The sequence below is a fragment of the Citrobacter sp. TBCP-5362 genome (assembly GCF_005406305.1).
GTDB classification, from domain to species: Bacteria; Pseudomonadota; Gammaproteobacteria; order Enterobacterales; family Enterobacteriaceae; genus Citrobacter_B; species Citrobacter_B koseri.
Genome location: NZ_CP040234.1, coordinates 4271322 through 4295075, shown reverse-complemented (window position 1 = coordinate 4295075; position 23754 = coordinate 4271322). Strand labels below are relative to the sequence as shown.

Genomic DNA, 23754 nt, shown 5'->3' with positions numbered 1-23754 from the left:
TTTACATTATTTTCTCAACCTGACTTGTTCGACCGCATGATTGGCGCTTTTGGTCATAATCAGACTGGCCCGTTCACGAGTGGGTAAAATATTTTGCTTTAAGTTCAACCAGTTGATTTCTTTCCATAACGATGCGGCGGTATTGATCGCTTCATCTTTCGATAATTTTGCGTAATTATGGAAATAAGAATCTGGGTCGGTGAACGCCCCTTCACGGAATTTCAGGAAGCGGTTGATGTACCACGTCTGGAGTAAATCTTCAGGCGCATCAACATAAATAGAAAAATCAACGAAGTCAGAAACAAATACATGATGTGGATCGTGAGGATAATCCATTCCACTCTGTAGTACATTTAAGCCTTCAAGAATTAATATATCGGGCTGCGCGACGGTTTTATCTCCGTCTGGAATCACATCATAAATCAGGTGTGAATAGACTGGCGCGGTAACATTTGGCACCCCTGATTTGAGATCGGAAACGAACTTCACCAGACGGTGCATATCGTAAGACTCAGGAAAGCCTTTCTTCTTCATCAGCCCGCGATCTTTCAGCACCTGGTTAGGGTGCAGAAAACCGTCAGTGGTGATCAATTCGACACGACGATGTTCCGGCCAGCGGCTCAGCAGCGCTTGCAGTACGCGCGCGGTGGTGCTTTTGCCCACGGCAACGCTACCGGCGATGCTGATGATATAAGGAATACGCTGGCCGTTAGTGCCTAAAAATTGCTCCAGAACAGCCTGACGACGCAGGTTTGAACTGATATAGAAATTTAGCAAACGCGACAGGGGCAAATAAATCTCGGCAACTTCTTCCAGTGATAAATCTTCATTAATGCCTTTGAGTCGTGCGATTTCGCCCTCGGTCAGGGTCATCGGCACGGAATCACGAAGCGCAGCCCACTGGTTGCGATCAAATTGTAGGTAAGGCGTCATTAACGTTTGCTCTTTACTCATAAGCATGTTTCTGGCTGTCATTGCTACATCAGGTCAGCGATAAAAAAACGAATCATCCCCGGCATGCAATGGCACGACACATTTCAGTTAATTTGGACAATGGGCAGGAGGGTAACACCAGATGGGAGGGAATAATAAGAAAAAATCTCTCCTGATAAGTTATCCCTGAAACGCAATGTGACGGATATACCATATGTAAAAGAAGAATTTTTCTCTTTCAAACGCAGATATGATGATGCTCTCCGTTAAGCCGTTAGCATCCTGGTGTCGAAAAATCGCACTGACCTGACTAAAAATAGGCCATTTAGCAGTCTTGTCGTGCAAAATGTGAGCGATAGAACATTTTATGCAATTTTTTAGTTGCATGAGGTCGCAGGTCTCCATAGAATGCGCGCTACTTGATGCCGACTTAGCTCAGTAGGTAGAGCAACTGACTTGTAATCAGTAGGTCACCAGTTCGATTCCGGTAGTCGGCACCATCAAGTCCGGTGGGGTTCCCGAGCGGCCAAAGGGAGCAGACTGTAAATCTGCCGTCACAGACTTCGAAGGTTCGAATCCTTCCCCCACCACCACTTTCTGGCAGCGCATTTGCTGTCTGAACTGGTTGAAAAAATTAACCGGTTCGAATAAGAAAAGAGACATGTCTCTTTTTTTGTTACAGAAAGAACTGGGTAGCCGAGTTCCAGGATGCGGGCATCGTATAATGGCTATTACCTCAGCCTTCCAAGCTGATGATGCGGGTTCGATTCCCGCTGCCCGCTCCAGACGTGCTGATATGGCTCAGTTGGTAGAGCGCACCCTTGGTAAGGGTGAGGTCCCCAGTTCGACTCTGGGTATCAGCACCACTTCACTTCTCCTTCCCGTTTCTCTCTGTATAAACTTAAATATTCAACAATTCAGGCATATCGCCTGGTTGATGTGGTGATATCACCGATTTATCCGTGTCTTAGAGGGACAATCGATGTCTAAAGAAAAGTTTGAACGTACAAAACCGCACGTCAACGTCGGTACTATCGGCCACGTTGACCATGGTAAAACAACGCTGACCGCTGCAATCACTACCGTACTGGCTAAAACCTACGGCGGTGCTGCTCGCGCATTCGACCAGATCGATAACGCGCCGGAAGAGAAAGCTCGTGGTATCACCATCAACACTTCTCACGTTGAATACGACACCCCGACTCGCCACTACGCGCACGTAGACTGCCCGGGCCACGCCGACTATGTTAAAAACATGATCACCGGTGCTGCACAGATGGACGGCGCGATCCTGGTTGTTGCTGCGACTGACGGCCCGATGCCGCAGACCCGTGAGCACATCCTGCTGGGTCGTCAGGTAGGTGTTCCGTACATCATCGTGTTCCTGAACAAATGCGACATGGTTGATGACGAAGAGCTGCTGGAACTGGTTGAGATGGAAGTGCGTGAACTGCTGTCTCAGTACGATTTCCCGGGCGACGACACGCCGATCGTTCGTGGTTCTGCTCTGAAGGCGCTGGAAGGCGACGCAGAGTGGGAAGCGAAAATCATCGAACTGGCTGGCTACCTGGATTCTTACATCCCGGAACCAGAGCGTGCGATTGACAAGCCGTTCCTGCTGCCGATCGAAGACGTATTCTCCATCTCCGGTCGTGGTACCGTTGTTACCGGTCGTGTAGAGCGCGGTATCATCAAAGTGGGCGAAGAAGTTGAAATCGTTGGTATCAAAGAGACTGCGAAGTCTACCTGTACTGGCGTTGAAATGTTCCGCAAACTGCTGGACGAAGGCCGTGCTGGTGAGAACGTAGGTGTTCTGCTGCGTGGTATCAAACGTGAAGAAATCGAACGTGGTCAGGTACTGGCTAAGCCGGGCACCATCAAGCCGCACACCAAGTTCGAATCTGAAGTGTACATTCTGTCCAAAGATGAAGGCGGCCGTCATACTCCGTTCTTCAAAGGCTACCGTCCGCAGTTCTACTTCCGTACAACTGACGTGACTGGCACCATCGAACTGCCGGAAGGCGTAGAGATGGTAATGCCGGGCGACAACATCAAAATGGTTGTTACCCTGATCCACCCGATCGCGATGGACGACGGTCTGCGTTTCGCAATCCGTGAAGGCGGCCGTACTGTTGGCGCAGGCGTGGTTGCTAAAGTTCTCGGCTAATCGCTGATAACATTTGACGCAATGCGCAATAAAAGGGCATCATTTGATGCCCTTTTTGTACGCTTTCACATCAGAACCTGGCTCATCAGTGATTTTTTTTGTCATAATCATTGCTGAGACAGGCTCTGCTGAGGGCGTTTAGTCCGAAACGCAACACAGAGCATTTCGGTTTGGATTGCCTCGCATACGCGGGGTGAAAATGTTTGTAGAATACTTCTGACAGGTTGGTTTATGAGTGCGAATACCGAAGCTCAAGGAAGCGGGCGCGGCCTGGAAGCGATGAAGTGGGTCGTTGTTGTCGCATTGCTGCTTGTGGCTATTGTGGGCAACTACCTCTATCGCGACATGATGCTGCCGCTGCGTGCGCTGGCCGTAGTAATTCTGATTGCTGCAGCGGGTGGTGTCGCGCTGTTGACGACAAAAGGTAAAGCAACCGTTGCTTTTGCCCGTGAAGCGCGTACCGAAGTCCGTAAGGTCATTTGGCCGACTCGCCAGGAAACATTGCACACCACGCTGATTGTGGCTGCGGTTACCGCAGTAATGTCACTGATCCTGTGGGGACTGGATGGTATTCTGGTTCGCCTGGTATCCTTTATCACTGGCCTGAGGTTCTGAGATGTCTGAAGCTCCTAAAAAGCGCTGGTACGTCGTTCAGGCGTTTTCCGGTTTTGAAGGCCGCGTAGCAACATCGCTGCGTGAGCATATCAAATTACACAATATGGAAGAGTTGTTTGGTGAAGTCATGGTGCCGACCGAAGAAGTGGTCGAAATCCGTGGTGGCCAGCGTCGCAAAAGCGAGCGCAAATTCTTCCCGGGCTACGTCCTGGTTCAGATGGTGATGAACGACGCAAGCTGGCACCTGGTGCGCAGTGTTCCGCGTGTGATGGGCTTCATCGGCGGTACATCTGACCGTCCGGCGCCAATCAGCGACAAAGAAGTTGATGCGATCATGAACCGCCTGCAACAGGTCGGTGATAAACCGCGTCCGAAAACGCTGTTTGAACCGGGTGAAATGGTTCGTGTTAACGACGGTCCGTTTGCTGACTTTAACGGCGTTGTTGAAGAAGTGGACTACGAGAAGTCCCGCCTGAAGGTGTCTGTTTCTATCTTTGGTCGTGCGACCCCGGTAGAACTGGACTTTGCCCAGGTTGAGAAAGCCTAAGTAGCGATCAAAAAAGCGGCGATTTAATCGTTGCACAAGGCGCGAGATTGGAATACAATTTCGCGCCTTTTGTTTTTATGGGCCTGGCCCGTAAAACGATTTTTTATATCACGGGGAGCCTGTTTTCAGGCGTTATACCCAAACGAGGAAATTGCAATGGCTAAGAAAGTACAAGCCTACGTCAAGCTGCAAGTTGCAGCTGGTATGGCTAACCCGAGTCCGCCAGTAGGTCCGGCTCTGGGTCAGCAGGGCGTAAACATCATGGAATTCTGCAAAGCGTTCAACGCAAAAACTGATTCCATCGAAAAAGGTCTGCCGATTCCGGTTGTTATCACCGTTTACGCTGACCGTTCTTTCACCTTCATTACCAAAACGCCTCCGGCAGCAGTTCTGCTGAAGAAAGCGGCTGGTATTAAGTCTGGTTCCGGCAAGCCGAACAAAGACAAAGTAGGTAAAATTTCCCGCGCTCAGCTGCAGGAAATCGCGCAGACCAAAGCTGCCGACATGACTGGTGCCGACATTGAAGCGATGACTCGCTCCATCGAAGGTACTGCACGTTCCATGGGCCTGGTAGTGGAGGACTAAGAAATGGCTAAACTGACCAAGCGCATGCGTGTGATCCGTGAGAAAGTTGATGCGACCAAACAGTACGACATCAACGAAGCTATCTCTCTGCTGAAAGAACTGGCCACTGCTAAGTTCGTAGAAAGCGTAGACGTTGCCGTTAACCTCGGCATCGACGCGCGTAAATCTGACCAGAACGTACGTGGCGCAACTGTACTGCCGCACGGTACTGGCCGTTCCGTTCGCGTAGCCGTATTTACCCAAGGTGCAAACGCTGAAGCTGCTAAAGCTGCTGGCGCTGAACTGGTAGGTATGGAAGATCTGGCTGAACAGATCAAGAAAGGCGAAATGAACTTTGACGTTGTTATTGCTTCCCCGGATGCAATGCGCGTTGTTGGCCAGCTGGGCCAGGTTCTGGGTCCGCGTGGCCTGATGCCGAACCCGAAAGTGGGTACTGTAACGCCTAACGTTGCTGAAGCGGTTAAGAACGCTAAAGCTGGTCAGGTTCGTTACCGTAACGACAAAAACGGCATCATCCACACCACCATCGGTAAAGTGGATTTTGACGCTGACAAACTGAAAGAAAACCTGGAAGCTCTGCTGGTTGCGCTGAAAAAAGCAAAACCGACTCAGGCGAAAGGCGTGTACATCAAGAAAGTTAGCATCTCCACCACCATGGGTGCTGGCGTTGCCGTTGATCAGTCCGGTCTGACTGCGACTGTGGCGAACTAATATTCGCCTTTACGTGGGCGGTGATTTTGTCTACAATCTTACCCCCACGTTTCTGTTGAAATAAACAGAACTCTATGTGAGTCATTTGAATTGTAGCAGCTAACGCGGCTACGGTTCAAAGGGCGAAGTCATAGACAAGATTTGTTCGTTGGAGCCTGGCCTATCCAGGCCTCCGTCGAAGACCGCAGGTGTTTCGTAAGAAACTTAATGCCCTGCGTAGACGGTGACAGAACGCTAAGATTATTTTTTATACTCTGGCTTGTTTCTGCTCACCGTATTAAGACGCTCTTCTCGTTGAGGAGAGTGAAGTGAGTTCCAGAGCATGAGCTCTGGCAAACATCCAGGAGCAAAGCTAATGGCTTTAAATCTTCAAGACAAACAAGCGATTGTTGCTGAAGTCAGCGAAGTAGCCAAAGGCGCGCTGTCTGCAGTAGTTGCGGATTCCCGTGGCGTAACTGTAGATAAAATGACTGAACTGCGTAAAGCAGGTCGTGAAGCTGGCGTTTACATGCGTGTTGTTCGTAACACCCTGCTGCGCCGCGTCGTTGAAGGTACTCCGTTCGAGTGCCTGAAAGACACGTTTGTTGGTCCGACCCTGATTGCATACTCTATGGAACACCCGGGCGCTGCTGCTCGTCTGTTCAAAGAGTTCGCGAAAGCGAATGCAAAATTTGAGGTCAAAGCCGCTGCCTTTGAAGGTGAGCTGATCCCGGCGTCTCAGATCGACCGCCTGGCAACTCTGCCGACCTACGAAGAAGCAATTGCACGCCTGATGGCAACCATGAAAGAAGCTTCGGCTGGCAAACTGGTTCGTACTCTGGCTGCTGTACGCGATGCGAAAGAAGCTGCTTAATCGCAGTTATCTTTGTAACGCATCCGCTTACGTATAAACTTATTCTGATATTCAGGAACAATTTAAATGTCTATCACTAAAGATCAAATCATTGAAGCAGTATCCGCTATGTCCGTAATGGACGTTGTAGAACTGATCTCTGCAATGGAAGAAAAATTCGGTGTTTCCGCTGCTGCTGCTGTAGCTGTAGCTGCTGGCCCGGTTGAAGCTGCTGAAGAAAAAACTGAATTCGACGTAATTCTGAAAGCTGCTGGCGCTAACAAAGTTGCTGTTATCAAAGCAGTACGTGGCGCGACTGGCCTGGGTCTGAAAGAAGCTAAAGACCTGGTAGAATCTGCTCCGGCCGCTCTGAAAGAAGGCGTGAGCAAAGATGACGCTGAAGCTCTGAAAAAATCTCTGGAAGAAGCTGGCGCTGAAGTTGAAGTTAAATAAGCCAACCCTTCCGGTTGCAGCCTAAGAAATTAGGCTGATGGCTGGTGACTTTTTAGTCACCAGCCTTTTTGCGCTGTAAGGCGCCAGTAGCGTTTCACACTGTTTGACTACTGGTTGTCCTGACAATGCTTGTTTCTATCGACGACTTAATATACTGCGACAGAACGCCCGTTCTGTGTAAATCGCAATGAAATGGTTTAAGCGTGATAGCAACAGGCATTGCGGAAAGTATTCCATTTTCCGGTCAACAAAATAGTGTTGCACAAACTGTCCCTCCGCAGGACAGATGGGTCGACTTGTCAGCGAGCTGAGGAACCCTATGGTTTACTCCTATACCGAGAAAAAACGTATTCGTAAGGATTTTGGTAAACGTCCACAAGTTCTGGATGTACCTTATCTCCTTTCTATCCAGCTTGACTCGTTTCAGAAGTTTATCGAGCAAGATCCTGAAGGGCAGTACGGTCTGGAAGCTGCATTCCGTTCCGTGTTCCCGATTCAGAGCTACAGCGGTAATTCCGAGCTGCAATACGTCAGCTACCGCCTTGGCGAACCGGTGTTTGACGTTCAGGAATGTCAGATCCGTGGCGTGACCTATTCCGCACCGCTGCGCGTAAAACTGCGTCTGGTGATCTACGAGCGCGAAGCGCCGGAAGGCACCGTAAAAGACATTAAAGAACAAGAAGTCTACATGGGCGAAATTCCGCTCATGACCGACAACGGTACTTTCGTTATCAACGGTACTGAGCGTGTTATCGTTTCCCAGCTGCATCGTAGCCCGGGTGTCTTCTTCGACAGCGATAAAGGTAAAACTCACTCTTCCGGTAAAGTACTGTATAACGCGCGTATCATTCCTTACCGTGGTTCATGGCTGGACTTCGAGTTCGATCCGAAAGACAACCTGTTTGTCCGTATCGACCGTCGTCGTAAACTGCCTGCGACCATCATTCTGCGTGCACTGCAATACACCACTGAACAGATCCTGGACCTGTTCTTTGAGAAAGTGATCTTCGAGATCCGCGACAACAAGTTGCAGATGGAACTGGTGCCGGAACGCCTGCGTGGTGAAACCGCCTCCTTTGACATCGAAGCCAACGGCAAAGTGTACGTCGAAAAAGGTCGTCGCATTACTGCGCGCCACATTCGCCAGCTGGAAAAAGACGATATCAAACATATCGAAGTTCCGGTTGAGTACATCGCGGGTAAAGTGGCGTCTAAAGACTACGTTGACGAATCAACTGGCGAGCTGATCTGCGCAGCGAACATGGAGCTGAGCCTGGATCTGCTGGCGAAGCTGAGCCAGTCTGGCCACAAGCGTATCGAAACGCTGTTCACCAACGATCTGGATCACGGCCCGTACATTTCTGAAACGGTACGCATCGACCCGACCAACGATCGTCTGAGCGCGCTGGTAGAAATCTACCGCATGATGCGCCCGGGTGAGCCGCCGACTCGTGAAGCGGCTGAAAGCCTGTTTGAGAACCTGTTCTTCTCCGAAGACCGCTATGACCTGTCTGCGGTTGGTCGTATGAAGTTCAACCGTTCTCTGCTGCGCGACGAAATTGAAGGTTCCGGTATCCTGAGCAAAGACGACATCATTGACGTGATGAAGAAGCTCATTGATATCCGTAACGGTAAAGGCGAAGTCGATGATATCGACCACCTCGGCAACCGTCGTATCCGTTCCGTAGGCGAAATGGCGGAAAACCAATTCCGCGTTGGCCTGGTGCGTGTTGAGCGTGCGGTGAAAGAGCGTCTGTCTCTGGGCGATCTGGATACCCTGATGCCTCAGGACATGATCAACGCCAAACCGATTTCTGCGGCAGTGAAAGAGTTCTTCGGTTCCAGCCAGCTGTCTCAGTTTATGGACCAGAACAACCCGCTGTCTGAGATTACGCACAAACGTCGTATCTCCGCACTCGGCCCAGGCGGTCTGACCCGTGAACGCGCAGGCTTCGAAGTTCGAGACGTACACCCGACCCACTACGGTCGCGTATGTCCTATCGAAACGCCTGAAGGTCCGAACATCGGTCTGATCAACTCCCTGTCCGTGTACGCACAGACTAACGAATACGGTTTCCTCGAGACTCCGTATCGTAAAGTCACCGACGGCGTTGTGACTGACGAAATTCATTACCTGTCTGCTATCGAAGAAGGTAACTACGTTATCGCTCAGGCGAACTCCAACCTGGATGACGAAGGCCACTTTGTAGAAGATCTGGTTACTTGCCGTAGCAAAGGCGAATCCAGCTTGTTCAGCCGCGACCAGGTTGACTACATGGACGTTTCCACCCAGCAGGTGGTTTCCGTCGGTGCGTCCCTGATCCCGTTCCTGGAACACGATGACGCCAACCGTGCATTGATGGGTGCGAACATGCAACGTCAGGCGGTTCCGACTCTGCGCGCTGATAAGCCGCTGGTTGGTACCGGTATGGAACGTGCTGTTGCCGTTGACTCCGGTGTAACTGCGGTTGCTAAACGTGGCGGTACTGTTCAGTACGTGGATGCGTCCCGTATCGTTATCAAAGTTAACGAAGACGAGATGTACCCGGGCGAAGCAGGCATCGACATCTACAACCTGACCAAATACACCCGCTCTAACCAGAACACCTGTATCAACCAGATGCCGTGTGTTTCTCTGGGTGAGCCGGTTGAGCGCGGCGACGTGCTGGCTGACGGTCCGTCCACCGACCTCGGTGAACTGGCGCTGGGTCAGAACATGCGCGTAGCGTTCATGCCGTGGAACGGCTACAACTTCGAAGACTCCATCCTCGTTTCCGAGCGTGTTGTCCAGGAAGACCGTTTCACCACCATCCACATTCAGGAACTGGCCTGTGTGTCTCGTGACACCAAGCTGGGGCCGGAAGAGATCACCGCTGATATCCCGAACGTGGGTGAAGCTGCACTCTCTAAACTGGATGAATCCGGTATCGTTTACATCGGTGCGGAAGTGACCGGCGGCGACATTCTGGTTGGTAAGGTAACGCCGAAAGGTGAAACCCAGCTGACGCCAGAAGAGAAACTGCTGCGTGCGATCTTCGGTGAGAAAGCGTCTGACGTTAAAGACTCTTCTCTGCGCGTACCAAACGGTGTTTCCGGTACGGTTATCGACGTTCAGGTCTTTACTCGCGATGGCGTAGAAAAAGACAAACGTGCGCTGGAAATCGAAGAGATGCAGCTGAAGCAGGCGAAGAAAGACCTGTCTGAAGAATTGCAGATCCTCGAAGCTGGCCTGTTTAGCCGTATCCACGCTGTGCTGGTTTCCGGTGGCGTTGAAGCTGAGAAGCTCGACAAACTGCCGCGCGATCGCTGGCTGGAACTGGGCCTGACCGACGAAGAGAAACAAAATCAGCTGGAGCAACTGGCTGAGCAGTACGACGAACTGAAACACGAGTTCGAGAAAAAACTCGAAGCGAAACGCCGCAAAATCACTCAGGGCGACGATCTGGCACCGGGCGTGCTGAAGATTGTTAAGGTATATCTGGCGGTTAAACGCCGTATCCAGCCTGGTGACAAGATGGCAGGTCGTCACGGTAACAAGGGTGTAATTTCTAAGATCAACCCGATCGAAGATATGCCTTACGATGAAAACGGCACGCCGGTAGACATCGTACTGAACCCGCTGGGCGTACCGTCTCGTATGAACATCGGTCAGATTCTGGAAACCCACTTGGGTATGGCTGCGAAAGGTATCGGCGATAAGATCAACGCCATGCTGAAACAGCAGCAGGAAGTCGCGAAACTGCGCGAATTCATCCAGCGTGCGTACGATCTGGGCGCTGACGTTCGTCAGAAAGTTGACCTGAATACCTTCAGCGATGAAGAAGTTCTGCGTCTGGCTGAAAACCTGCGCAAAGGTATGCCGATCGCAACGCCGGTGTTCGACGGTGCGAAAGAAGCGGAAATTAAAGAGCTGCTGAAACTGGGTGACCTGCCGACTTCCGGCCAGATCACGCTGTTTGACGGCCGTACCGGTGAACAGTTCGAGCGTTCGGTAACCGTAGGTTACATGTACATGCTGAAACTGAACCACCTGGTCGACGACAAAATGCACGCTCGTTCCACCGGTTCCTACAGCCTGGTTACTCAGCAGCCGCTGGGTGGTAAGGCGCAGTTCGGTGGTCAGCGCTTCGGGGAGATGGAAGTGTGGGCGCTGGAAGCATACGGCGCAGCATACACCTTGCAGGAAATGCTCACCGTTAAGTCTGATGACGTGAACGGCCGTACTAAGATGTATAAGAACATCGTGGACGGCAACCATCAGATGGAACCGGGCATGCCGGAATCCTTCAACGTATTGTTGAAAGAGATTCGTTCGCTGGGTATCAACATCGAACTGGAAGACGAGTAATTCTCGCTCAAACAGGTCACTGCTGCCGGGGTAATACCCGGCAGCGGAATGTGCTAACTCCGACGGGAGCAAATCCGTGAAAGACTTATTAAAGTTTCTGAAAGCGCAAACTAAAACCGAAGAGTTTGATGCGATCAAAATTGCTCTGGCTTCGCCAGACATGATCCGTTCATGGTCTTTCGGTGAAGTTAAAAAGCCGGAAACCATCAACTACCGTACGTTCAAGCCTGAGCGTGACGGCCTTTTCTGCGCCCGTATCTTCGGGCCGGTAAAAGATTACGAGTGCCTGTGCGGTAAGTACAAGCGCCTGAAACACCGTGGTGTGATCTGTGAGAAGTGCGGCGTTGAAGTGACCCAGACTAAAGTACGCCGTGAGCGTATGGGCCACATCGAGCTGGCGTCCCCAACTGCTCACATCTGGTTCCTGAAATCTCTGCCGTCTCGTATCGGCCTGCTGCTCGATATGCCGCTGCGCGATATCGAACGCGTGCTGTACTTCGAATCCTATGTGGTTATCGAAGGCGGTATGACTAACCTGGAACGCCAGCAGATCCTGACTGAAGAACAGTATCTGGACGCGCTGGAAGAGTTCGGTGACGAATTCGACGCGAAGATGGGTGCGGAAGCTATTCAGGCCCTGCTGAAGAGCATGGATCTGGAGCAAGAGTGTGAAACTCTGCGCGAAGAGCTGAACGAAACCAACTCCGAAACCAAGCGTAAAAAGCTGACCAAGCGTATCAAACTGCTGGAAGCGTTCGTTCAGTCTGGTAACAAACCAGAGTGGATGATCCTGACCGTTCTGCCGGTTCTGCCGCCAGATCTGCGTCCGCTGGTTCCGCTGGATGGTGGTCGTTTCGCAACGTCGGATCTGAACGATCTGTATCGTCGCGTGATCAACCGTAACAACCGTCTGAAACGTCTGCTGGATCTGGCTGCGCCGGACATCATCGTACGTAACGAAAAACGTATGTTGCAGGAAGCGGTTGACGCCCTGCTGGATAACGGTCGTCGCGGTCGTGCGATCACCGGTTCTAACAAACGTCCTCTGAAATCTTTGGCCGACATGATCAAAGGTAAACAGGGTCGTTTCCGTCAGAACCTGCTCGGTAAGCGTGTTGACTACTCCGGTCGTTCTGTCATTACCGTAGGTCCGTACCTGCGTCTGCATCAGTGCGGTCTGCCGAAGAAAATGGCGCTGGAGCTGTTCAAACCGTTCATCTACGGCAAGCTGGAACTGCGTGGCCTCGCCACCACCATCAAAGCCGCGAAGAAAATGGTTGAGCGTGAAGAAGCTGTCGTGTGGGATATCCTGGACGAAGTTATCCGCGAACACCCGGTACTGCTGAACCGTGCGCCAACACTGCACCGTTTGGGTATCCAGGCATTTGAACCGGTACTGATCGAAGGTAAAGCTATCCAGCTGCACCCGCTGGTTTGTGCGGCATATAACGCCGACTTCGATGGTGACCAGATGGCTGTTCACGTACCGCTGACGCTGGAAGCCCAGCTGGAAGCGCGTGCGCTGATGATGTCTACCAACAACATCCTGTCTCCGGCGAACGGCGAACCTATCATCGTTCCGTCTCAGGACGTTGTATTGGGTCTGTACTACATGACCCGTGACTGTGTTAACGCCAAAGGCGAAGGCATGGTGCTGACTGGCCCGAAAGAAGCTGAGCGTATTTATCGCGCTGGCCTGGCCTCTCTGCATGCGCGCGTTAAAGTGCGTATCACCGAATACGAAAAAGATGCTAACGGCGAATTCGTGGCGAAAACCAGCCTGAAAGACACGACCATCGGCCGTGCCATTCTGTGGATGATCGTACCGAAAGGTCTGCCTTTCTCCATCGTCAACCAGGCGCTGGGTAAGAAAGCCATCTCTAAAATGCTGAACACCTGCTACCGTATTCTGGGCCTGAAACCGACCGTTATTTTTGCGGACCAGACGATGTACACCGGCTTTGCTTATGCAGCGCGTTCAGGTGCATCCGTTGGTATCGACGATATGGTTATCCCGGAGAAGAAACACGAGATCATCTCCGAAGCGGAAGCCGAAGTTGCTGAGATCCAGGAACAGTTCCAGTCTGGTCTGGTAACAGCGGGCGAACGCTATAACAAAGTTATCGATATCTGGGCTGCGGCGAACGATCGTGTATCCAAGGCGATGATGGACAACCTACAGACCGAAACCGTGATTAACCGTGACGGTCAGGAAGAGCAGCAGGTTTCCTTCAACAGCATCTACATGATGGCCGACTCCGGTGCGCGTGGTTCTGCGGCACAGATTCGTCAGCTTGCTGGTATGCGTGGTCTGATGGCGAAGCCAGATGGCTCCATCATCGAAACGCCAATCACCGCGAACTTCCGTGAAGGTCTGAACGTACTCCAGTACTTCATCTCCACTCACGGTGCGCGTAAAGGTCTGGCGGATACCGCACTGAAAACAGCGAACTCCGGTTACCTGACTCGTCGTCTGGTTGACGTTGCGCAGGATCTGGTGGTGACTGAAGACGACTGCGGCACTCACGAAGGTATCCTGATGACTCCGGTTATCGAGGGTGGCGACGTTAAAGAGCCGCTGCGCGATCGCGTACTGGGTCGTGTGACTGCTGAAGACGTACTGAAGCCGGGCACCGCAGATATTCTGGTTCCGCGCAACACGCTGCTGCACGAACAGTGGTGTGACCTGCTGGAAGAGAACTCTGTTGACGCCGTTAAAGTGCGTTCCGTTGTATCCTGTGACACCGACTTTGGTGTATGTGCGCACTGCTACGGTCGTGACCTGGCGCGTGGCCACATCATCAACAAAGGTGAAGCTATCGGCGTTATCGCGGCACAGTCCATCGGTGAGCCGGGTACACAGCTGACGATGCGTACGTTCCACATCGGTGGTGCGGCATCTCGTGCGGCTGCTGAATCCAGCATCCAGGTGAAAAACAAAGGTAGCATCCGTCTGAGCAATGCGAAGTCGGTTGTGAACTCCAGCGGTAAACTGGTTATCACCTCCCGTAACACCGAGCTGAAACTGATCGACGAATTCGGTCGTACCAAAGAGAGCTATAAAGTGCCTTACGGCTCTGTTATGGCGAAAGGTGATGGTGAGCAGGTTGCCGGCGGCGAAACCGTTGCAAACTGGGACCCGCACACCATGCCGGTTATCACCGAAGTAAGTGGTTTCGTCCGCTTCACTGACATGATCGACGGCCAGACCATTACTCGTCAGACTGACGAGCTGACCGGTCTGTCTTCTCTGGTGGTTCTGGATTCCGCAGAGCGTACTACGGGTGGTAAAGACCTGCGTCCGGCGCTGAAAATCGTTGATGCTCAGGGTAACGACGTTCTGATTCCTGGCACCGATATGCCTGCGCAGTACTTCCTGCCGGGTAAAGCGATTGTTCAGCTGGAAGATGGCGTACAGATCAGTTCTGGTGACACCCTGGCGCGTGTTCCGCAGGAATCCGGCGGTACCAAGGATATTACCGGTGGTCTGCCGCGCGTTGCTGACCTGTTCGAAGCGCGTCGTCCGAAAGAGCCGGCAATCCTGGCTGAAATCAGCGGCATCATTTCCTTCGGTAAAGAAACCAAAGGTAAACGTCGTCTGGTTATCACCCCGGTAGACGGTAGCGAGCCGTACGAAGAGATGATTCCGAAATGGCGTCAGCTCAACGTGTTCGAAGGTGAACGTGTAGAACGTGGTGACGTGGTTTCCGATGGCCCGGAAGCGCCGCACGACATTCTGCGTCTGCGTGGTGTTCATGCTGTTACTCGTTACATCGTTAACGAAGTACAGGACGTATACCGTCTGCAGGGCGTTAAGATTAACGATAAACACATCGAAGTTATCGTTCGTCAGATGCTGCGTAAAGCCACCATCGAAAACGCAGGTAGCTCCGACTTCCTGGAAGGCGAGCAGGTTGAATACTCCCGCGTCAAGATCGCTAACCGCGACCTGGAAGCGAACGGCAAAGTGGGTGCAACGTTCTCCCGCGATCTGCTGGGTATCACCAAAGCGTCTCTGGCAACCGAGTCCTTCATCTCTGCGGCATCGTTCCAGGAGACCACGCGTGTCCTGACCGAAGCAGCCGTTGCGGGTAAACGCGACGAACTGCGTGGCCTGAAAGAGAACGTTATCGTGGGTCGTCTGATCCCGGCAGGTACCGGTTATGCGTACCACCAGGATCGTATGCGCCGCCGTGCTGCGGGTGAACTCCCGGCTGCACCGCAGGTGACTGCTGAAGATGCGTCTGCCAGCCTGGCAGAACTGCTGAACGCAGGCCTGGGCGGTTCCGACAACGAGTAATCGTTAAACTGGTGGGGAGGTGTGTTTAAAAACACTTCTCCACCAGCATTGTGCCGGAGTCCGCACATCAGGTTGTTTGTCTACAGGGAAAGAGAAATGCCTGCGATTATTTCATTACTCTATTTAGTGTTTGGGTTTTTCGTATTTACCAGAAAAGTTAGAATTTCAACACTTCTCTCTGGTTTTTTATTGTTTTTGTCATTGAGTATATTTGAACATAAGCCATTGTTGATATTTATCTATTCTTTTCTTATTATCATTGTTACTATCGTTATTTACAGAGTAAAAGTCAGTATAGATAAAAAAGAAGTATTTTATTTTTCAATACCATGTTGGCTTTTAATCATATCTGTAATTATAAATCTGATAAATAACTGAGTTATTTTTTCATGTCTCTTGTTTCTCGCATCATATATAAAAATTCATTTTCATTGGCGATATAAACTAATTGTCCTGATTTTGCGTTATATTTTTCCATTGCACAAGGAACACTATCACCACCGTTAGCCATAAAGAATTTTGCTTTTGTATTACGATAAAGATTTATACTAGGAATAGGATCCCGGCCGAATGTATAGGGGGTTGGGACGCTTGTATTATGTTTTTTCGAGAACCACTTTGGCAACATCCTGCCAAAACCATCAACCGGAGTGATAAAAGTAGTAAATCCACAATATTCGAAGTTAAAAGTTGTTTTGCCATTAGCTTCAGTTTTTTCTGTAATATTAAGTCCAAGTGTGATTCTAAATTTATCCCATAAATTTAACTGATTATAATCCAATGGTTTTCCATTATAAAAAGCCTGCTGTTCACACATTAAATGATAAACCTGTTTTAATACCTGTATTCCTGTAGGGCCAATAGTATTTGCAATGGTGGGTAAGCCGCCTTTGCTATAGATCAGCTCTTTTATAAAATATATATCTGTACCTTTGAAATGACTCATGTTCTGTCCTTGCAGTCAAGCGTTTATTTATCTACGCTATGATAAAGGACGTCAGTTAATTATTACAGTTCTCTTTCGGATATTTTTTATCAGGAAAAATATCATATTTATAATATGAATGTTCTGGATGGTTACTGATAAAAGAATAATATGATTATTCTTTCGTGCTGAGCTAATACCAGGCCCGGTAGCCTGCGCTACCGGGCAATAAATATTAGTTTATTTTACCAGCGACAATCGTCTGTACAACTCAATCATATCCCCGGCCAGATCCTGAATAACCATCGCGTTCATCAGATGATCCTGGGAATGAACGGTGATCAGATTAACAGGCAGTTTTCCGGTTCCTTCATCAATCCCAATCAGCTTTGTCTGGATGCCGTGTGCCAGTTTGACAAACTCGTGCGACTCTTCCATCGCTTTCTCGGCGCCAGCAAAATCGCCTTTTCGCGCCAGTTGCAGTGCGGTCAGTGCCGAACTACGGGCTGCGCCTGCGTTGACCAGCAGCTCCATGATGATCGTCTCTAACTCTTCCATGCTATTACTCCATGAGCTTGAGGGCTTTTTCCAGCACGGCATCGCCTTTCATCATGCCGTAATCCATCATGTCGATAACCGCGACCTTTTTACCTAAGGGGTCGGCAAGCGCCTGCAATTTCGCCTGTTCATACTTGACCTGAGGGCCAAGCAAAACAATATCCGCAGTGGCGATGTTTTCTTTAAATTCAGCCACCGGAACAGCTTTGATACTGACTTCAACCCCTTTCTTCTGCGCGGCGTCTTTCATCCGTTGCACCAGCATGCTGGTGGACATCCCGGCGGCACAGCATAAAACGATATTCTTCATAATCGGCTCTCACGGTTCCCTTGGTTCTTCATCTTTAGCCTGTGGCCGGGGGGAGAACAACCGTCTTAAAGTGAATGTGTGTAAAGCATCACACAAAAACTGAAACCGGTTGCAGTAATCCGATGGGGTCTGCAAAGACCGTCTGACCAGATGTGAAGGCAGGGCGAAATGAGGAAGGAATTTTTCGCCCTGGTCAGCGTCCGCTGCCGACCACGACAACATAAAAAAACGGGAGCCTGACGACAATCTCCCGTTTTTTGTATTACGCACCGGCGCGCAAAAAAATTACGCCGTGTCACATTCGTGCATTATGTTTGCGAAGCACGCCCCAGATAACTATCCCAGTCTTTCCAGACGGGCTGTAACCCCTGTGCGGTCAGTGCATTAGCAATGGCTTCTGGTCGGCGATCGTCATGAGGAGAAAATTGCTCCAGCTCGGGATGATTATCGGCATAGCCGCCTGGCTGCGTTTTTGAAAATGCGCTGACGTTATTAATCGCCAAAGGAATAACGTGATCGCGAAACCACGGCGATTCGCGCGTTGAGAGCGACAGCTCAATCTCCGGCGCCAGCAGACGAAATGCGCAAATGGTTTGCACCAACTGGCGCTCATCCATGATGGAGGCGGGTTCGACGCCGCCAGTACACGGGCGCAGACGCGGGAAGGAGATAGAGTAGCGGCTCTGCCAGTAATGCTTCTGCATCCAGAGCAGATGCTCGGCTACCATGTAGCAGTCCACACGCCAGCTATCAGACAGCCCAATCAACGCGCCGAGACCAATTTTGTCGATACCTGCCCGACCCAGCCTGTCCGGGGTTTCCAGCCGCCAGAAGAAATCCTGCTTTTTCCCTTTCAGATGGTGTTGTGCGTAAATCGCCTCATGGTAGGTCTCCTGGTAGACCATCACGCCGTCAAGCCCCAGCGTTTTTAACTCGCTATACTCTTCTTCCGCCAGCGGTTGCACTTCCATCTGGAGTGAAGAAAACTGGCGACGGATAGTGGGCAAATGACGACGAAAATAGTCCATGCCGACTTTGGCCTGGTGCTCGCCAGTGACAAGCAGGAGATGCTCAAAACCCAGCTCGCGAATCGCCTCGCATTCACGGCCTATTTCTGTTTCATCCAGCGTCTTGCGCTTAATGCGGTTACTCATGGAAAAGCCGCAGTAAGTGCAGTCGTTGGCGCACAGATTGGAGAGATACAGCGGCACATAAAAGCTGACGGTATTGCCAAAGCGCTGACGGGTAAGGCGCTGCGCACGTTGGGCCAACGGCTCCAGATAGTCGCTGGCGGCGGGTGAAAGCAGCGCCATCATGTCGTCGCGGCTAAGTTGCGTGGCGTTAAGCGCCCGTTCCACATCGGCGGCGGTTTTGCTGTTGATGCGCAGGCGAATATCGTCCCAGTCCAGCTGTTGCCAGCGGTCGGTGAACGTTTTCATGCCGAAGCCTCCAGAAATCCGGTGAGCGGGCTGGTGGCCTGAGCGTAACTGCTGCGCGTTCCGGGTACGGCCCGACGCGCCATAACTCCGGCTTCAACCGCCAGGCGAAAAGCCTGCGCCATCATCACCGGATCATCCGCTACCGCAATCGCCGTATTCACCAGTACCGCGTCGGCGCCCATTTCCAGCGCCTGTGTGGCGTGGCTGGGAACGCCGATCCCGGCATCGACCACCACCGGAACGGTGGCCTGTTGGATGATGATCTCCAGCATCGCGCGCGTCTCCAGCCCCTGATTGGAACCAATGGGCGCACCGAGCGGCATGACGGCGGCGCAGCCAACCTCCTCAAGACGTTTGCACAACACCGGGTCGGCGCCGCAGTAGGGCAGCACGACGAACCCCTGTTTTACCAGCGCTTCTGCGGCTTTCAGCGTTTCGACAGGGTCCGGTAGCAGCCAGCGCGCGTCGGGGTGAATCTCCAGTTTCAGCCAGTGTGTGCCCAGGGCCTCCCGCGCCAGTTGCGCGGCGAAGATGGCTTCTTCCGCTGTTTTCGCACCGGAGGTATTGGGAAGCAGCGTTACCCCGGCATCAATAAGCGGCGCCAGAATCGCGTCATTGTGCTGGCGTAAATCCACGCGTTTCATCGCCAGCGTGACCAACTGGCTGCCGGAAGCGCGAATCGCCTCGACCATCAGCTGTGAAGAGGCAAATTTCCCCGTGCCGGTGAACAGATGTGAATCAAACGTTTTATCTGCAATACGTAACATATCAACCCCCTGCAATAACCTGAAAAAGCAGGATCTGGTCGCCTTCCTGCACGATTTGCTGTTCCCACTGTTCACGCGGCAGGATCTGTTGATTCAGCGCCAGCGCCGCCCCTGGTTTCAGTTGGTTAAGCTGAGTGAGCAGATCGATAACGGACAGGCCGTCAGCGCATTGCATAGGTTCATCATTGAACTGAATCTGCATGACGTCCTCCGCATACCGGACAACCGCTGGCGCGATGCAATGCCAGACTGCGCCACTGGCTGGTTTTAGCATCGAATAACCGCAACTCGCCGCCGGGGATGTCCATCCCGCTCAGTAACTTGATGGCTTCCAGCGCCTGCAATGTTCCCATCACGCCGACAACGGGGCCGACGATCCCTGCCGTGCGGCAGTTGCGTTCCGGTTCTTCATCATCCGGCCACAGGCAGCGGTAGCAGCCCTGTTCCCAGGGCGGCGTCAGCACCATCAACTGGCCGCCAAAGCCGACGGCGCTGGCGGTAATGAGTGGAGTATCCAGCGCGACGCAGGCGGCGTTGATCTCCTGACGGGTCGCCATGTTGTCGGTACAGTCGAGCACCACATCGGCGCGCTCAACCGCATGGCGGAGTGCATCGCCAGTGAGGCGCTGCTGTAACGCCAGCAGTTCAATATCCGGGTTCAGCCGCGCCAGCCGCTGCTTTGTCACCAGGGATTTAGGGCGGGCAATATCATCTGTGGTGAACAGGATTTGCCGTTGCAGATTGCTCAGATGCACTTCGTCATCGTCGGCTAAAACCAGCGTACCGATGCCAGCGCCCGCCAGATAGAGCGCCGCAGGGGAACCCAAACCGCCCAGCCCGACAATCAGAACCCGGCTGGCAAGCAATTTTTGCTGTCCTTCAATGGCGATATCGCCGAGCAAAATTTGTCGGCTGTAGCGCATAAAGTCGCGATCATTCATCGCCAGCCCCCGCGATTGCCAGTAACTGCGCCGTTGCTTCGCGCCAGTCTTCCGCCCGGGTAATGGCGCTGACGACGGCAATACTGCCCACGCCGGTTTTCAGCACCGGCGAGGCGCGTTCGAGGCTGATCCCGCCGATGGCAACGGTGGGGTAATCGCCAAGACGTTCAATATGGCGCGCCAGCTGCTCCAGTCCTTGCGGCGCGGACGGCATCTGTTTGGTTTGCGTCGGGAATACGTGGCCGAGTGCGATATAAGACGGTCTGGCCGCCAGCGCTATGTCGATTTCCATGTCATCGTGGGTGGAAACGCCTAAGCGCAGCCCGGCAGCCTGAATCGCCTTCAGGTCGGTGGTTTCCAGATCTTCCTGACCGAGATGCACCCCGTAAGCGTTGTGTTTGATCGCCAGTCGCCAGTAGTCATTGATGAACAGGCGGGCATTGTAGCGGCGACCCAGCGTGATAGCGGCTGATACATCGTCCTCCACCTCTTCGTCGCGCTTGTCTTTGATACGTAGCTGGAGGGTGCGGACACCCGCTTCCAGCAAGCGTTCGATCCATTGCACGCTATCAACGACCGGATAAAGCCCCAGGCGGAAAGGCACCGCCGGGAAATCGGGCTGATACATTATGCCTCCTCCTTCCTGAGATAGATTTCACCGCCTTTGGCGCGGAAGTTTTCTGACATATCCGCCATTCCTACCTCGATGGTCTGCGCCGCCGCGTAGTCGCGGACTTCCTGGCTGATCTTCATTGAGCAGAATTTGGGGCCGCACATGGAACAGAAGTGCGCCACTTTACCGGACTCCTGCGGCAGGGTTTCGTCGTGGTAGGCGCGGGCGGTGAACGGGTCAAGCGCCAGGTTAAACTGGTCTTCCCAGCGGAACTCAAAGCGGGCTTTCGACATGGCGTTATCGCGGATTTGCGCGCCAGGATGGCCTTTTGCTAGGTCGGCGGCATGCGCCGCGATTTTGTAGGTGATCAGCCCCTGTTTCACATCCTCTTTGTTCGGCAGGCCGAGGTGCTCTTTTGGCGTTACGTAGCAGAGCATGGCGCAGCCAAACCAGCCAATCATTGCCGCGCCAATGCCGGAGGTGAAGTGGTCGTAGCCCGGCGCAATATCGGTGGTCAGTGGCCCTAAGGTGTAGAACGGCGCTTCGTGGCAGTGTTCCAGCTCTTCGGTCATGTTACGGCGGATCATCTGCATCGGTACGTGGCCAGGGCCTTCAATCATCACCTGCACGTCGTACTCCCAGGCAATTTTGGTCAGCTCGCCCAGCGTGTGCAGCTCGGCAAACTGCGCTTCGTCGTTCGCATCCTGAATCGATCCCGGACGCAGGCCGTCGCCCAGCGACAGCGAGACATCGTAAGCGGCGCAGATTTCGCAGATTTCGCGGAAGTGCTCGTAGAGGAAGTTTTCTTGATGGTGAGAGAGGCACCATTTCGCCATGATCGAACCGCCGCGCGAGACGATACCGGTCAGACGTTTTGCGGTCATTGGCACATAGCGCAGTAGCACGCCCGCGTGGATGGTGAAGTAGTCTACCCCTTGCTCGGCCTGCTCCAGCAGCGTGTCGCGGAAGGCTTCCCAGGTGAGATCTTCGGCGATCCCGTTCACTTTCTCCAGCGCCTGATAGATCGGCACGGTGCCGATCGGTACCGGGCTGTTACGCAGGATCCACTCGCGAGTTTCGTGAATATAGCGACCGGTTGAGAGATCCATCACCGTATCTGCGCCCCAGCGCGTTGACCACACCAGTTTTTCCACCTCTTCTTCAATGGAGGAAGTGACCGCTGAGTTGCCGATATTGGCGTTGACCTTCACCAGGAAGTTGCGTCCGATGATCATCGGTTCGGATTCCGGGTGGTTGATGTTGGCCGGGATAATCGCGCGACCGGCGGCCACTTCGTCACGAACAAATTCCGGCGTGATGTTTTCCGGCAGGCGCGCGCCAAACCCAACGCCCGGATGCTGCTGGCGTAACACATCGCCGCGAATGCGCTCACGACCCATGTTTTCACGAATAGCGATGAACTCCATTTCCGGGGTTACAATCCCCTGACGCGCATAATGCAGTTGCGTTACGCACTTGCCCGCTTTGGCGCGCTTCGGCGTGAGCAGCCCCGTAAAACGCAGCTCGTCCAGTCCATCATCGGCCAGACGTTCTTTGGTGTACGCCGAGCTACGGTCGGTCAATTCTTCGCTGTCTGCACGAGCCTCAATCCAGGGCTGACGCAGTTTTGCCAGCCCCTGCTGAACGTTAATGGCGACATCAGGATCGCCATAGGGGCCAGAGGTGTCATAGACCGGGATGGCTTCGTTCTCTTCGTATTGCGGATTATCTTTGCTGCCGCCGATGAGCGTGGGGCTTAGCTGGATTTCACGCATCGGAATGCGGATGTCCGGTTGTGAGCCGGTAATATAAATACGTTTTGAGTTCGGAAAGGCGGTGCCTTCCAGGGTGTCGATAAAGTGTTGGGCCTGGGCGCGTTGTTCGCGGCGAGTCAATTTTGTTGCAGACATAGCTCATTCCAAAAAGTGAAGGACGTGGCTTGTCAGACGACGGATGGAGTAATGGATGCGCGTTGCCCGTACAGGCTGACGCATAAAGCAGTTTACTCTTGTTCCCTTCGCAGGTATTAGCCTGATCAGGTTCCGCGGATCCCGAATTAACGGTCTCAGCCTGTGTTTTCACACACGGCACTCCGACAAGATGTAACCCCGGCGACGGGGCAATGGATGTAAATTACTCGTTACTGATTCATAACTCAAGCAGGCCGTGCAATTCCGCTTTCATCCTGGGCATTAAGCGTTAGATTATTGTCGAAGGCCAGCAGGATGAGTTTATCTTCCAGCGTAAACCGCGCTTCCAGCGCTTCGCCGATGTCGGAGAGCACTTGCTGAAATTCCGCATAATTATCGTGATCGATCGCGTTCTCCAGGCTGGAGTCGTAATATTCCATGATCTGTTGAGTATTGGCTTCCAGCAATGAATGGAGGCGCGTTGCGGTCGAACGCGGGTTTCCCTCTTCCATTTCTCGGATAATGTGTTCATAAATACTGAAGTGTCCGGCGGAAAGGTAGTCGACCAGGCCCTGACAAAAATCATCCAGCGCTTTTTCATTCAGCCGCATGTACGATTCTTTGCCAGGCTTAATGCCAACCAGATTGTAGTAAGCCACGAGCAGGTGCTTACGTACATGTAGCCAGCGATCAACCAGTTTATTACTTCCTTCGACGTGTTCCGTCAGGCTTTCCAGCTGGTTTAGCATGATTGACTCCGCAAGTTTAGATTTAAAACTGCTCACCTGAAAAATGTAAAT

The 23754-nt window shown here is 52.4% G+C and carries 20 protein-coding genes, 4 tRNA genes and 1 riboswitch; of the genes, 13 read left to right on the top strand and 11 right to left on the bottom strand.

All coding sequences use genetic code 11. The annotated features are described in order from the left end of the window. Window positions 1–6 precede the first annotated feature (6 nt). The gene (coaA, locus tag FD428_RS20410; protein ID WP_024130653.1) at window positions 7–960 is read right to left on the bottom strand and encodes a type I pantothenate kinase; all 954 of its coding nucleotides are present in this window, start codon (window positions 958–960) and stop codon (window positions 7–9) included. Window positions 961–1357: 397 nt separating this feature from the next. On the opposite strand from coaA, the gene FD428_RS20400 reads away from it, so the two are divergent. The 13 genes from FD428_RS20400 (at window position 1358) to rpoC (ending at window position 15491) form a co-directional block, all read left to right on the top strand. Beyond that, window positions 1358–1433: transfer RNA gene (locus tag FD428_RS20400), tRNA-Thr, on the top strand. Between the two features lie 8 nt (window positions 1434–1441). Beyond that, window positions 1442–1526 (top strand) — tRNA-Tyr (locus tag FD428_RS20395). A gap of 117 nt (window positions 1527–1643) precedes the next feature. Continuing rightward, a tRNA-Gly gene (locus FD428_RS20390) sits at window positions 1644–1718 on the top strand. A gap of 5 nt (window positions 1719–1723) precedes the next feature. Further along, window positions 1724–1799 (top strand) — tRNA-Thr (locus tag FD428_RS20385). 116 nt (window positions 1800–1915) lie between these two features. Next, the gene (tuf, locus tag FD428_RS20380) at window positions 1916–3100 is read left to right on the top strand and encodes an elongation factor Tu (RefSeq protein ID WP_012133818.1); all 1185 of its coding nucleotides are present in this window, start codon (window positions 1916–1918) and stop codon (window positions 3098–3100) included. 231 nt (window positions 3101–3331) lie between these two features. Beyond that, on the top strand, window positions 3332–3715 hold the full coding sequence (gene secE / locus FD428_RS20375; RefSeq protein ID WP_012133816.1) for a preprotein translocase subunit SecE: 384 nt from the start codon (window positions 3332–3334) through the stop codon (window positions 3713–3715). Window position 3716: 1 nt separating this feature from the next. After that, window positions 3717–4262: a transcription termination/antitermination protein NusG gene (gene nusG, locus FD428_RS20370; protein ID WP_003862341.1), complete on the top strand. Its 546-nt coding sequence runs from the start codon at window positions 3717–3719 to the stop codon at window positions 4260–4262. A gap of 156 nt (window positions 4263–4418) precedes the next feature. Beyond that, window positions 4419–4847 (top strand): 50S ribosomal protein L11, encoded by a 429-nt coding sequence (gene rplK / locus FD428_RS20365; protein ID WP_012133815.1) that lies wholly within the window; start codon window positions 4419–4421, stop codon window positions 4845–4847. 3 nt (window positions 4848–4850) lie between these two features. Further along, window positions 4851–5558 (top strand): 50S ribosomal protein L1, encoded by a 708-nt coding sequence (rplA, locus tag FD428_RS20360; RefSeq protein ID WP_012133813.1) that lies wholly within the window; start codon window positions 4851–4853, stop codon window positions 5556–5558. Window positions 5559–5913: 355 nt separating this feature from the next. Further along, window positions 5914–6411: a 50S ribosomal protein L10 gene (rplJ, locus tag FD428_RS20355; RefSeq protein WP_004097644.1), complete on the top strand. Its 498-nt coding sequence runs from the start codon at window positions 5914–5916 to the stop codon at window positions 6409–6411. A gap of 66 nt (window positions 6412–6477) precedes the next feature. After that, entirely contained in the window at window positions 6478–6843 is a 366-nt protein-coding gene (gene rplL, locus FD428_RS20350) for a 50S ribosomal protein L7/L12 (protein WP_012133812.1), read from the top strand. A 319-nt stretch (window positions 6844–7162) separates the two neighbouring features. Continuing rightward, window positions 7163–11191, top strand: coding sequence for a DNA-directed RNA polymerase subunit beta (gene rpoB / locus FD428_RS20345; protein WP_024130652.1), 4029 nt, complete (start codon window positions 7163–7165; stop codon window positions 11189–11191). A gap of 76 nt (window positions 11192–11267) precedes the next feature. Next, window positions 11268–15491: a DNA-directed RNA polymerase subunit beta' gene (gene rpoC, locus FD428_RS20340; RefSeq protein WP_071258107.1), complete on the top strand. Its 4224-nt coding sequence runs from the start codon at window positions 11268–11270 to the stop codon at window positions 15489–15491. Window positions 15492–15870: 379 nt separating this feature from the next. Here the strand turns inward: rpoC and FD428_RS21880 are convergent, their stop codons facing one another. The 10 genes from FD428_RS21880 to FD428_RS20280 form a co-directional block, all read right to left on the bottom strand. Continuing rightward, window positions 15871–16437 (bottom strand): hypothetical protein, encoded by a 567-nt coding sequence (locus tag FD428_RS21880; protein ID WP_223849115.1) that lies wholly within the window; start codon window positions 16435–16437, stop codon window positions 15871–15873. A gap of 219 nt (window positions 16438–16656) precedes the next feature. Next, a complete protein-coding gene (locus FD428_RS20325) occupies window positions 16657–16974 on the bottom strand; it encodes a PTS lactose/cellobiose transporter subunit IIA (protein WP_110494818.1) in 318 nt (105 codons plus the stop codon). Window positions 16975–16978: 4 nt separating this feature from the next. Further along, entirely contained in the window at window positions 16979–17284 is a 306-nt protein-coding gene (locus FD428_RS20320) for a PTS sugar transporter subunit IIB (protein WP_012133808.1), read from the bottom strand. Window positions 17285–17592: 308 nt separating this feature from the next. Then, window positions 17593–18723 carry a 2-iminoacetate synthase ThiH gene (gene thiH / locus FD428_RS20310; RefSeq protein WP_114848817.1) on the bottom strand — a complete coding sequence of 377 codons (1131 nt, stop codon included), beginning with the start codon at window positions 18721–18723 and terminating at the stop codon, window positions 17593–17595. Further along, the gene (gene thiG, locus FD428_RS20305) at window positions 18720–19490 is read right to left on the bottom strand and encodes a thiazole synthase (protein WP_012133805.1); all 771 of its coding nucleotides are present in this window, start codon (window positions 19488–19490) and stop codon (window positions 18720–18722) included. Before thiG ends, thiH begins: the two co-directional genes overlap by 4 nt. A 1-nt stretch (window position 19491) precedes the next feature. Continuing rightward, entirely contained in the window at window positions 19492–19692 is a 201-nt protein-coding gene (thiS, locus tag FD428_RS20300) for a sulfur carrier protein ThiS (protein WP_012133804.1), read from the bottom strand. Beyond that, window positions 19673–20431: a HesA/MoeB/ThiF family protein gene (locus FD428_RS20295; RefSeq protein ID WP_058668397.1), complete on the bottom strand. Its 759-nt coding sequence runs from the start codon at window positions 20429–20431 to the stop codon at window positions 19673–19675. The genes thiS and FD428_RS20295 overlap by 20 nt, the downstream gene beginning before the upstream one ends. After that, window positions 20424–21059: a thiamine phosphate synthase gene (gene thiE, locus FD428_RS20290; RefSeq protein WP_114848816.1), complete on the bottom strand. Its 636-nt coding sequence runs from the start codon at window positions 21057–21059 to the stop codon at window positions 20424–20426. Before thiE ends, FD428_RS20295 begins: the two co-directional genes overlap by 8 nt. Continuing rightward, window positions 21059–22954, bottom strand: coding sequence for a phosphomethylpyrimidine synthase ThiC (gene thiC, locus FD428_RS20285; RefSeq protein WP_049008958.1), 1896 nt, complete (start codon window positions 22952–22954; stop codon window positions 21059–21061). Before thiC ends, thiE begins: the two co-directional genes overlap by 1 nt. An 85-nt stretch (window positions 22955–23039) precedes the next feature. Further along, window positions 23040–23149: riboswitch (TPP riboswitch) on the bottom strand. Between the two features lie 50 nt (window positions 23150–23199). Further along, a complete protein-coding gene (locus FD428_RS20280; protein WP_012133800.1) occupies window positions 23200–23703 on the bottom strand; it encodes an Rsd/AlgQ family anti-sigma factor in 504 nt (167 codons plus the stop codon). Between the last annotated feature and the right edge of the window lie 51 nt (window positions 23704–23754).

Coding starts and splice junctions, on each gene's coding strand:
- coaA (WP_024130653.1), bottom strand. CDS start 960: ATGCTTATGAGTAAAGAGCAAACGTTAATGACGCCTTACCTACAATTT.
- tuf (WP_012133818.1), top strand. CDS start 1,916: ATGTCTAAAGAAAAGTTTGAACGTACAAAACCGCACGTCAACGTCGGT.
- secE (WP_012133816.1), top strand. CDS start 3,332: ATGAGTGCGAATACCGAAGCTCAAGGAAGCGGGCGCGGCCTGGAAGCG.
- nusG (WP_003862341.1), top strand. CDS start 3,717: ATGTCTGAAGCTCCTAAAAAGCGCTGGTACGTCGTTCAGGCGTTTTCC.
- rplK (WP_012133815.1), top strand. CDS start 4,419: ATGGCTAAGAAAGTACAAGCCTACGTCAAGCTGCAAGTTGCAGCTGGT.
- rplA (WP_012133813.1), top strand. CDS start 4,851: ATGGCTAAACTGACCAAGCGCATGCGTGTGATCCGTGAGAAAGTTGAT.
- rplJ (WP_004097644.1), top strand. CDS start 5,914: ATGGCTTTAAATCTTCAAGACAAACAAGCGATTGTTGCTGAAGTCAGC.
- rplL (WP_012133812.1), top strand. CDS start 6,478: ATGTCTATCACTAAAGATCAAATCATTGAAGCAGTATCCGCTATGTCC.
- rpoB (WP_024130652.1), top strand. CDS start 7,163: ATGGTTTACTCCTATACCGAGAAAAAACGTATTCGTAAGGATTTTGGT.
- FD428_RS21880 (WP_223849115.1), bottom strand. CDS start 16,437: ATGAGTCATTTCAAAGGTACAGATATATATTTTATAAAAGAGCTGATC.
- FD428_RS20325 (WP_110494818.1), bottom strand. CDS start 16,974: ATGGAAGAGTTAGAGACGATCATCATGGAGCTGCTGGTCAACGCAGGC.
- FD428_RS20320 (WP_012133808.1), bottom strand. CDS start 17,284: ATGAAGAATATCGTTTTATGCTGTGCCGCCGGGATGTCCACCAGCATG.
- thiH (WP_114848817.1), bottom strand. CDS start 18,723: ATGAAAACGTTCACCGACCGCTGGCAACAGCTGGACTGGGACGATATT.
- thiG (WP_012133805.1), bottom strand. CDS start 19,490: ATGTTACGTATTGCAGATAAAACGTTTGATTCACATCTGTTCACCGGC.
- thiS (WP_012133804.1), bottom strand. CDS start 19,692: ATGCAGATTCAGTTCAATGATGAACCTATGCAATGCGCTGACGGCCTG.
- FD428_RS20295 (WP_058668397.1), bottom strand. CDS start 20,431: ATGAATGATCGCGACTTTATGCGCTACAGCCGACAAATTTTGCTCGGC.
- thiE (WP_114848816.1), bottom strand. CDS start 21,059: ATGTATCAGCCCGATTTCCCGGCGGTGCCTTTCCGCCTGGGGCTTTAT.
- thiC (WP_049008958.1), bottom strand. CDS start 22,954: ATGTCTGCAACAAAATTGACTCGCCGCGAACAACGCGCCCAGGCCCAA.
- FD428_RS20280 (WP_012133800.1), bottom strand. CDS start 23,703: ATGCTAAACCAGCTGGAAAGCCTGACGGAACACGTCGAAGGAAGTAAT.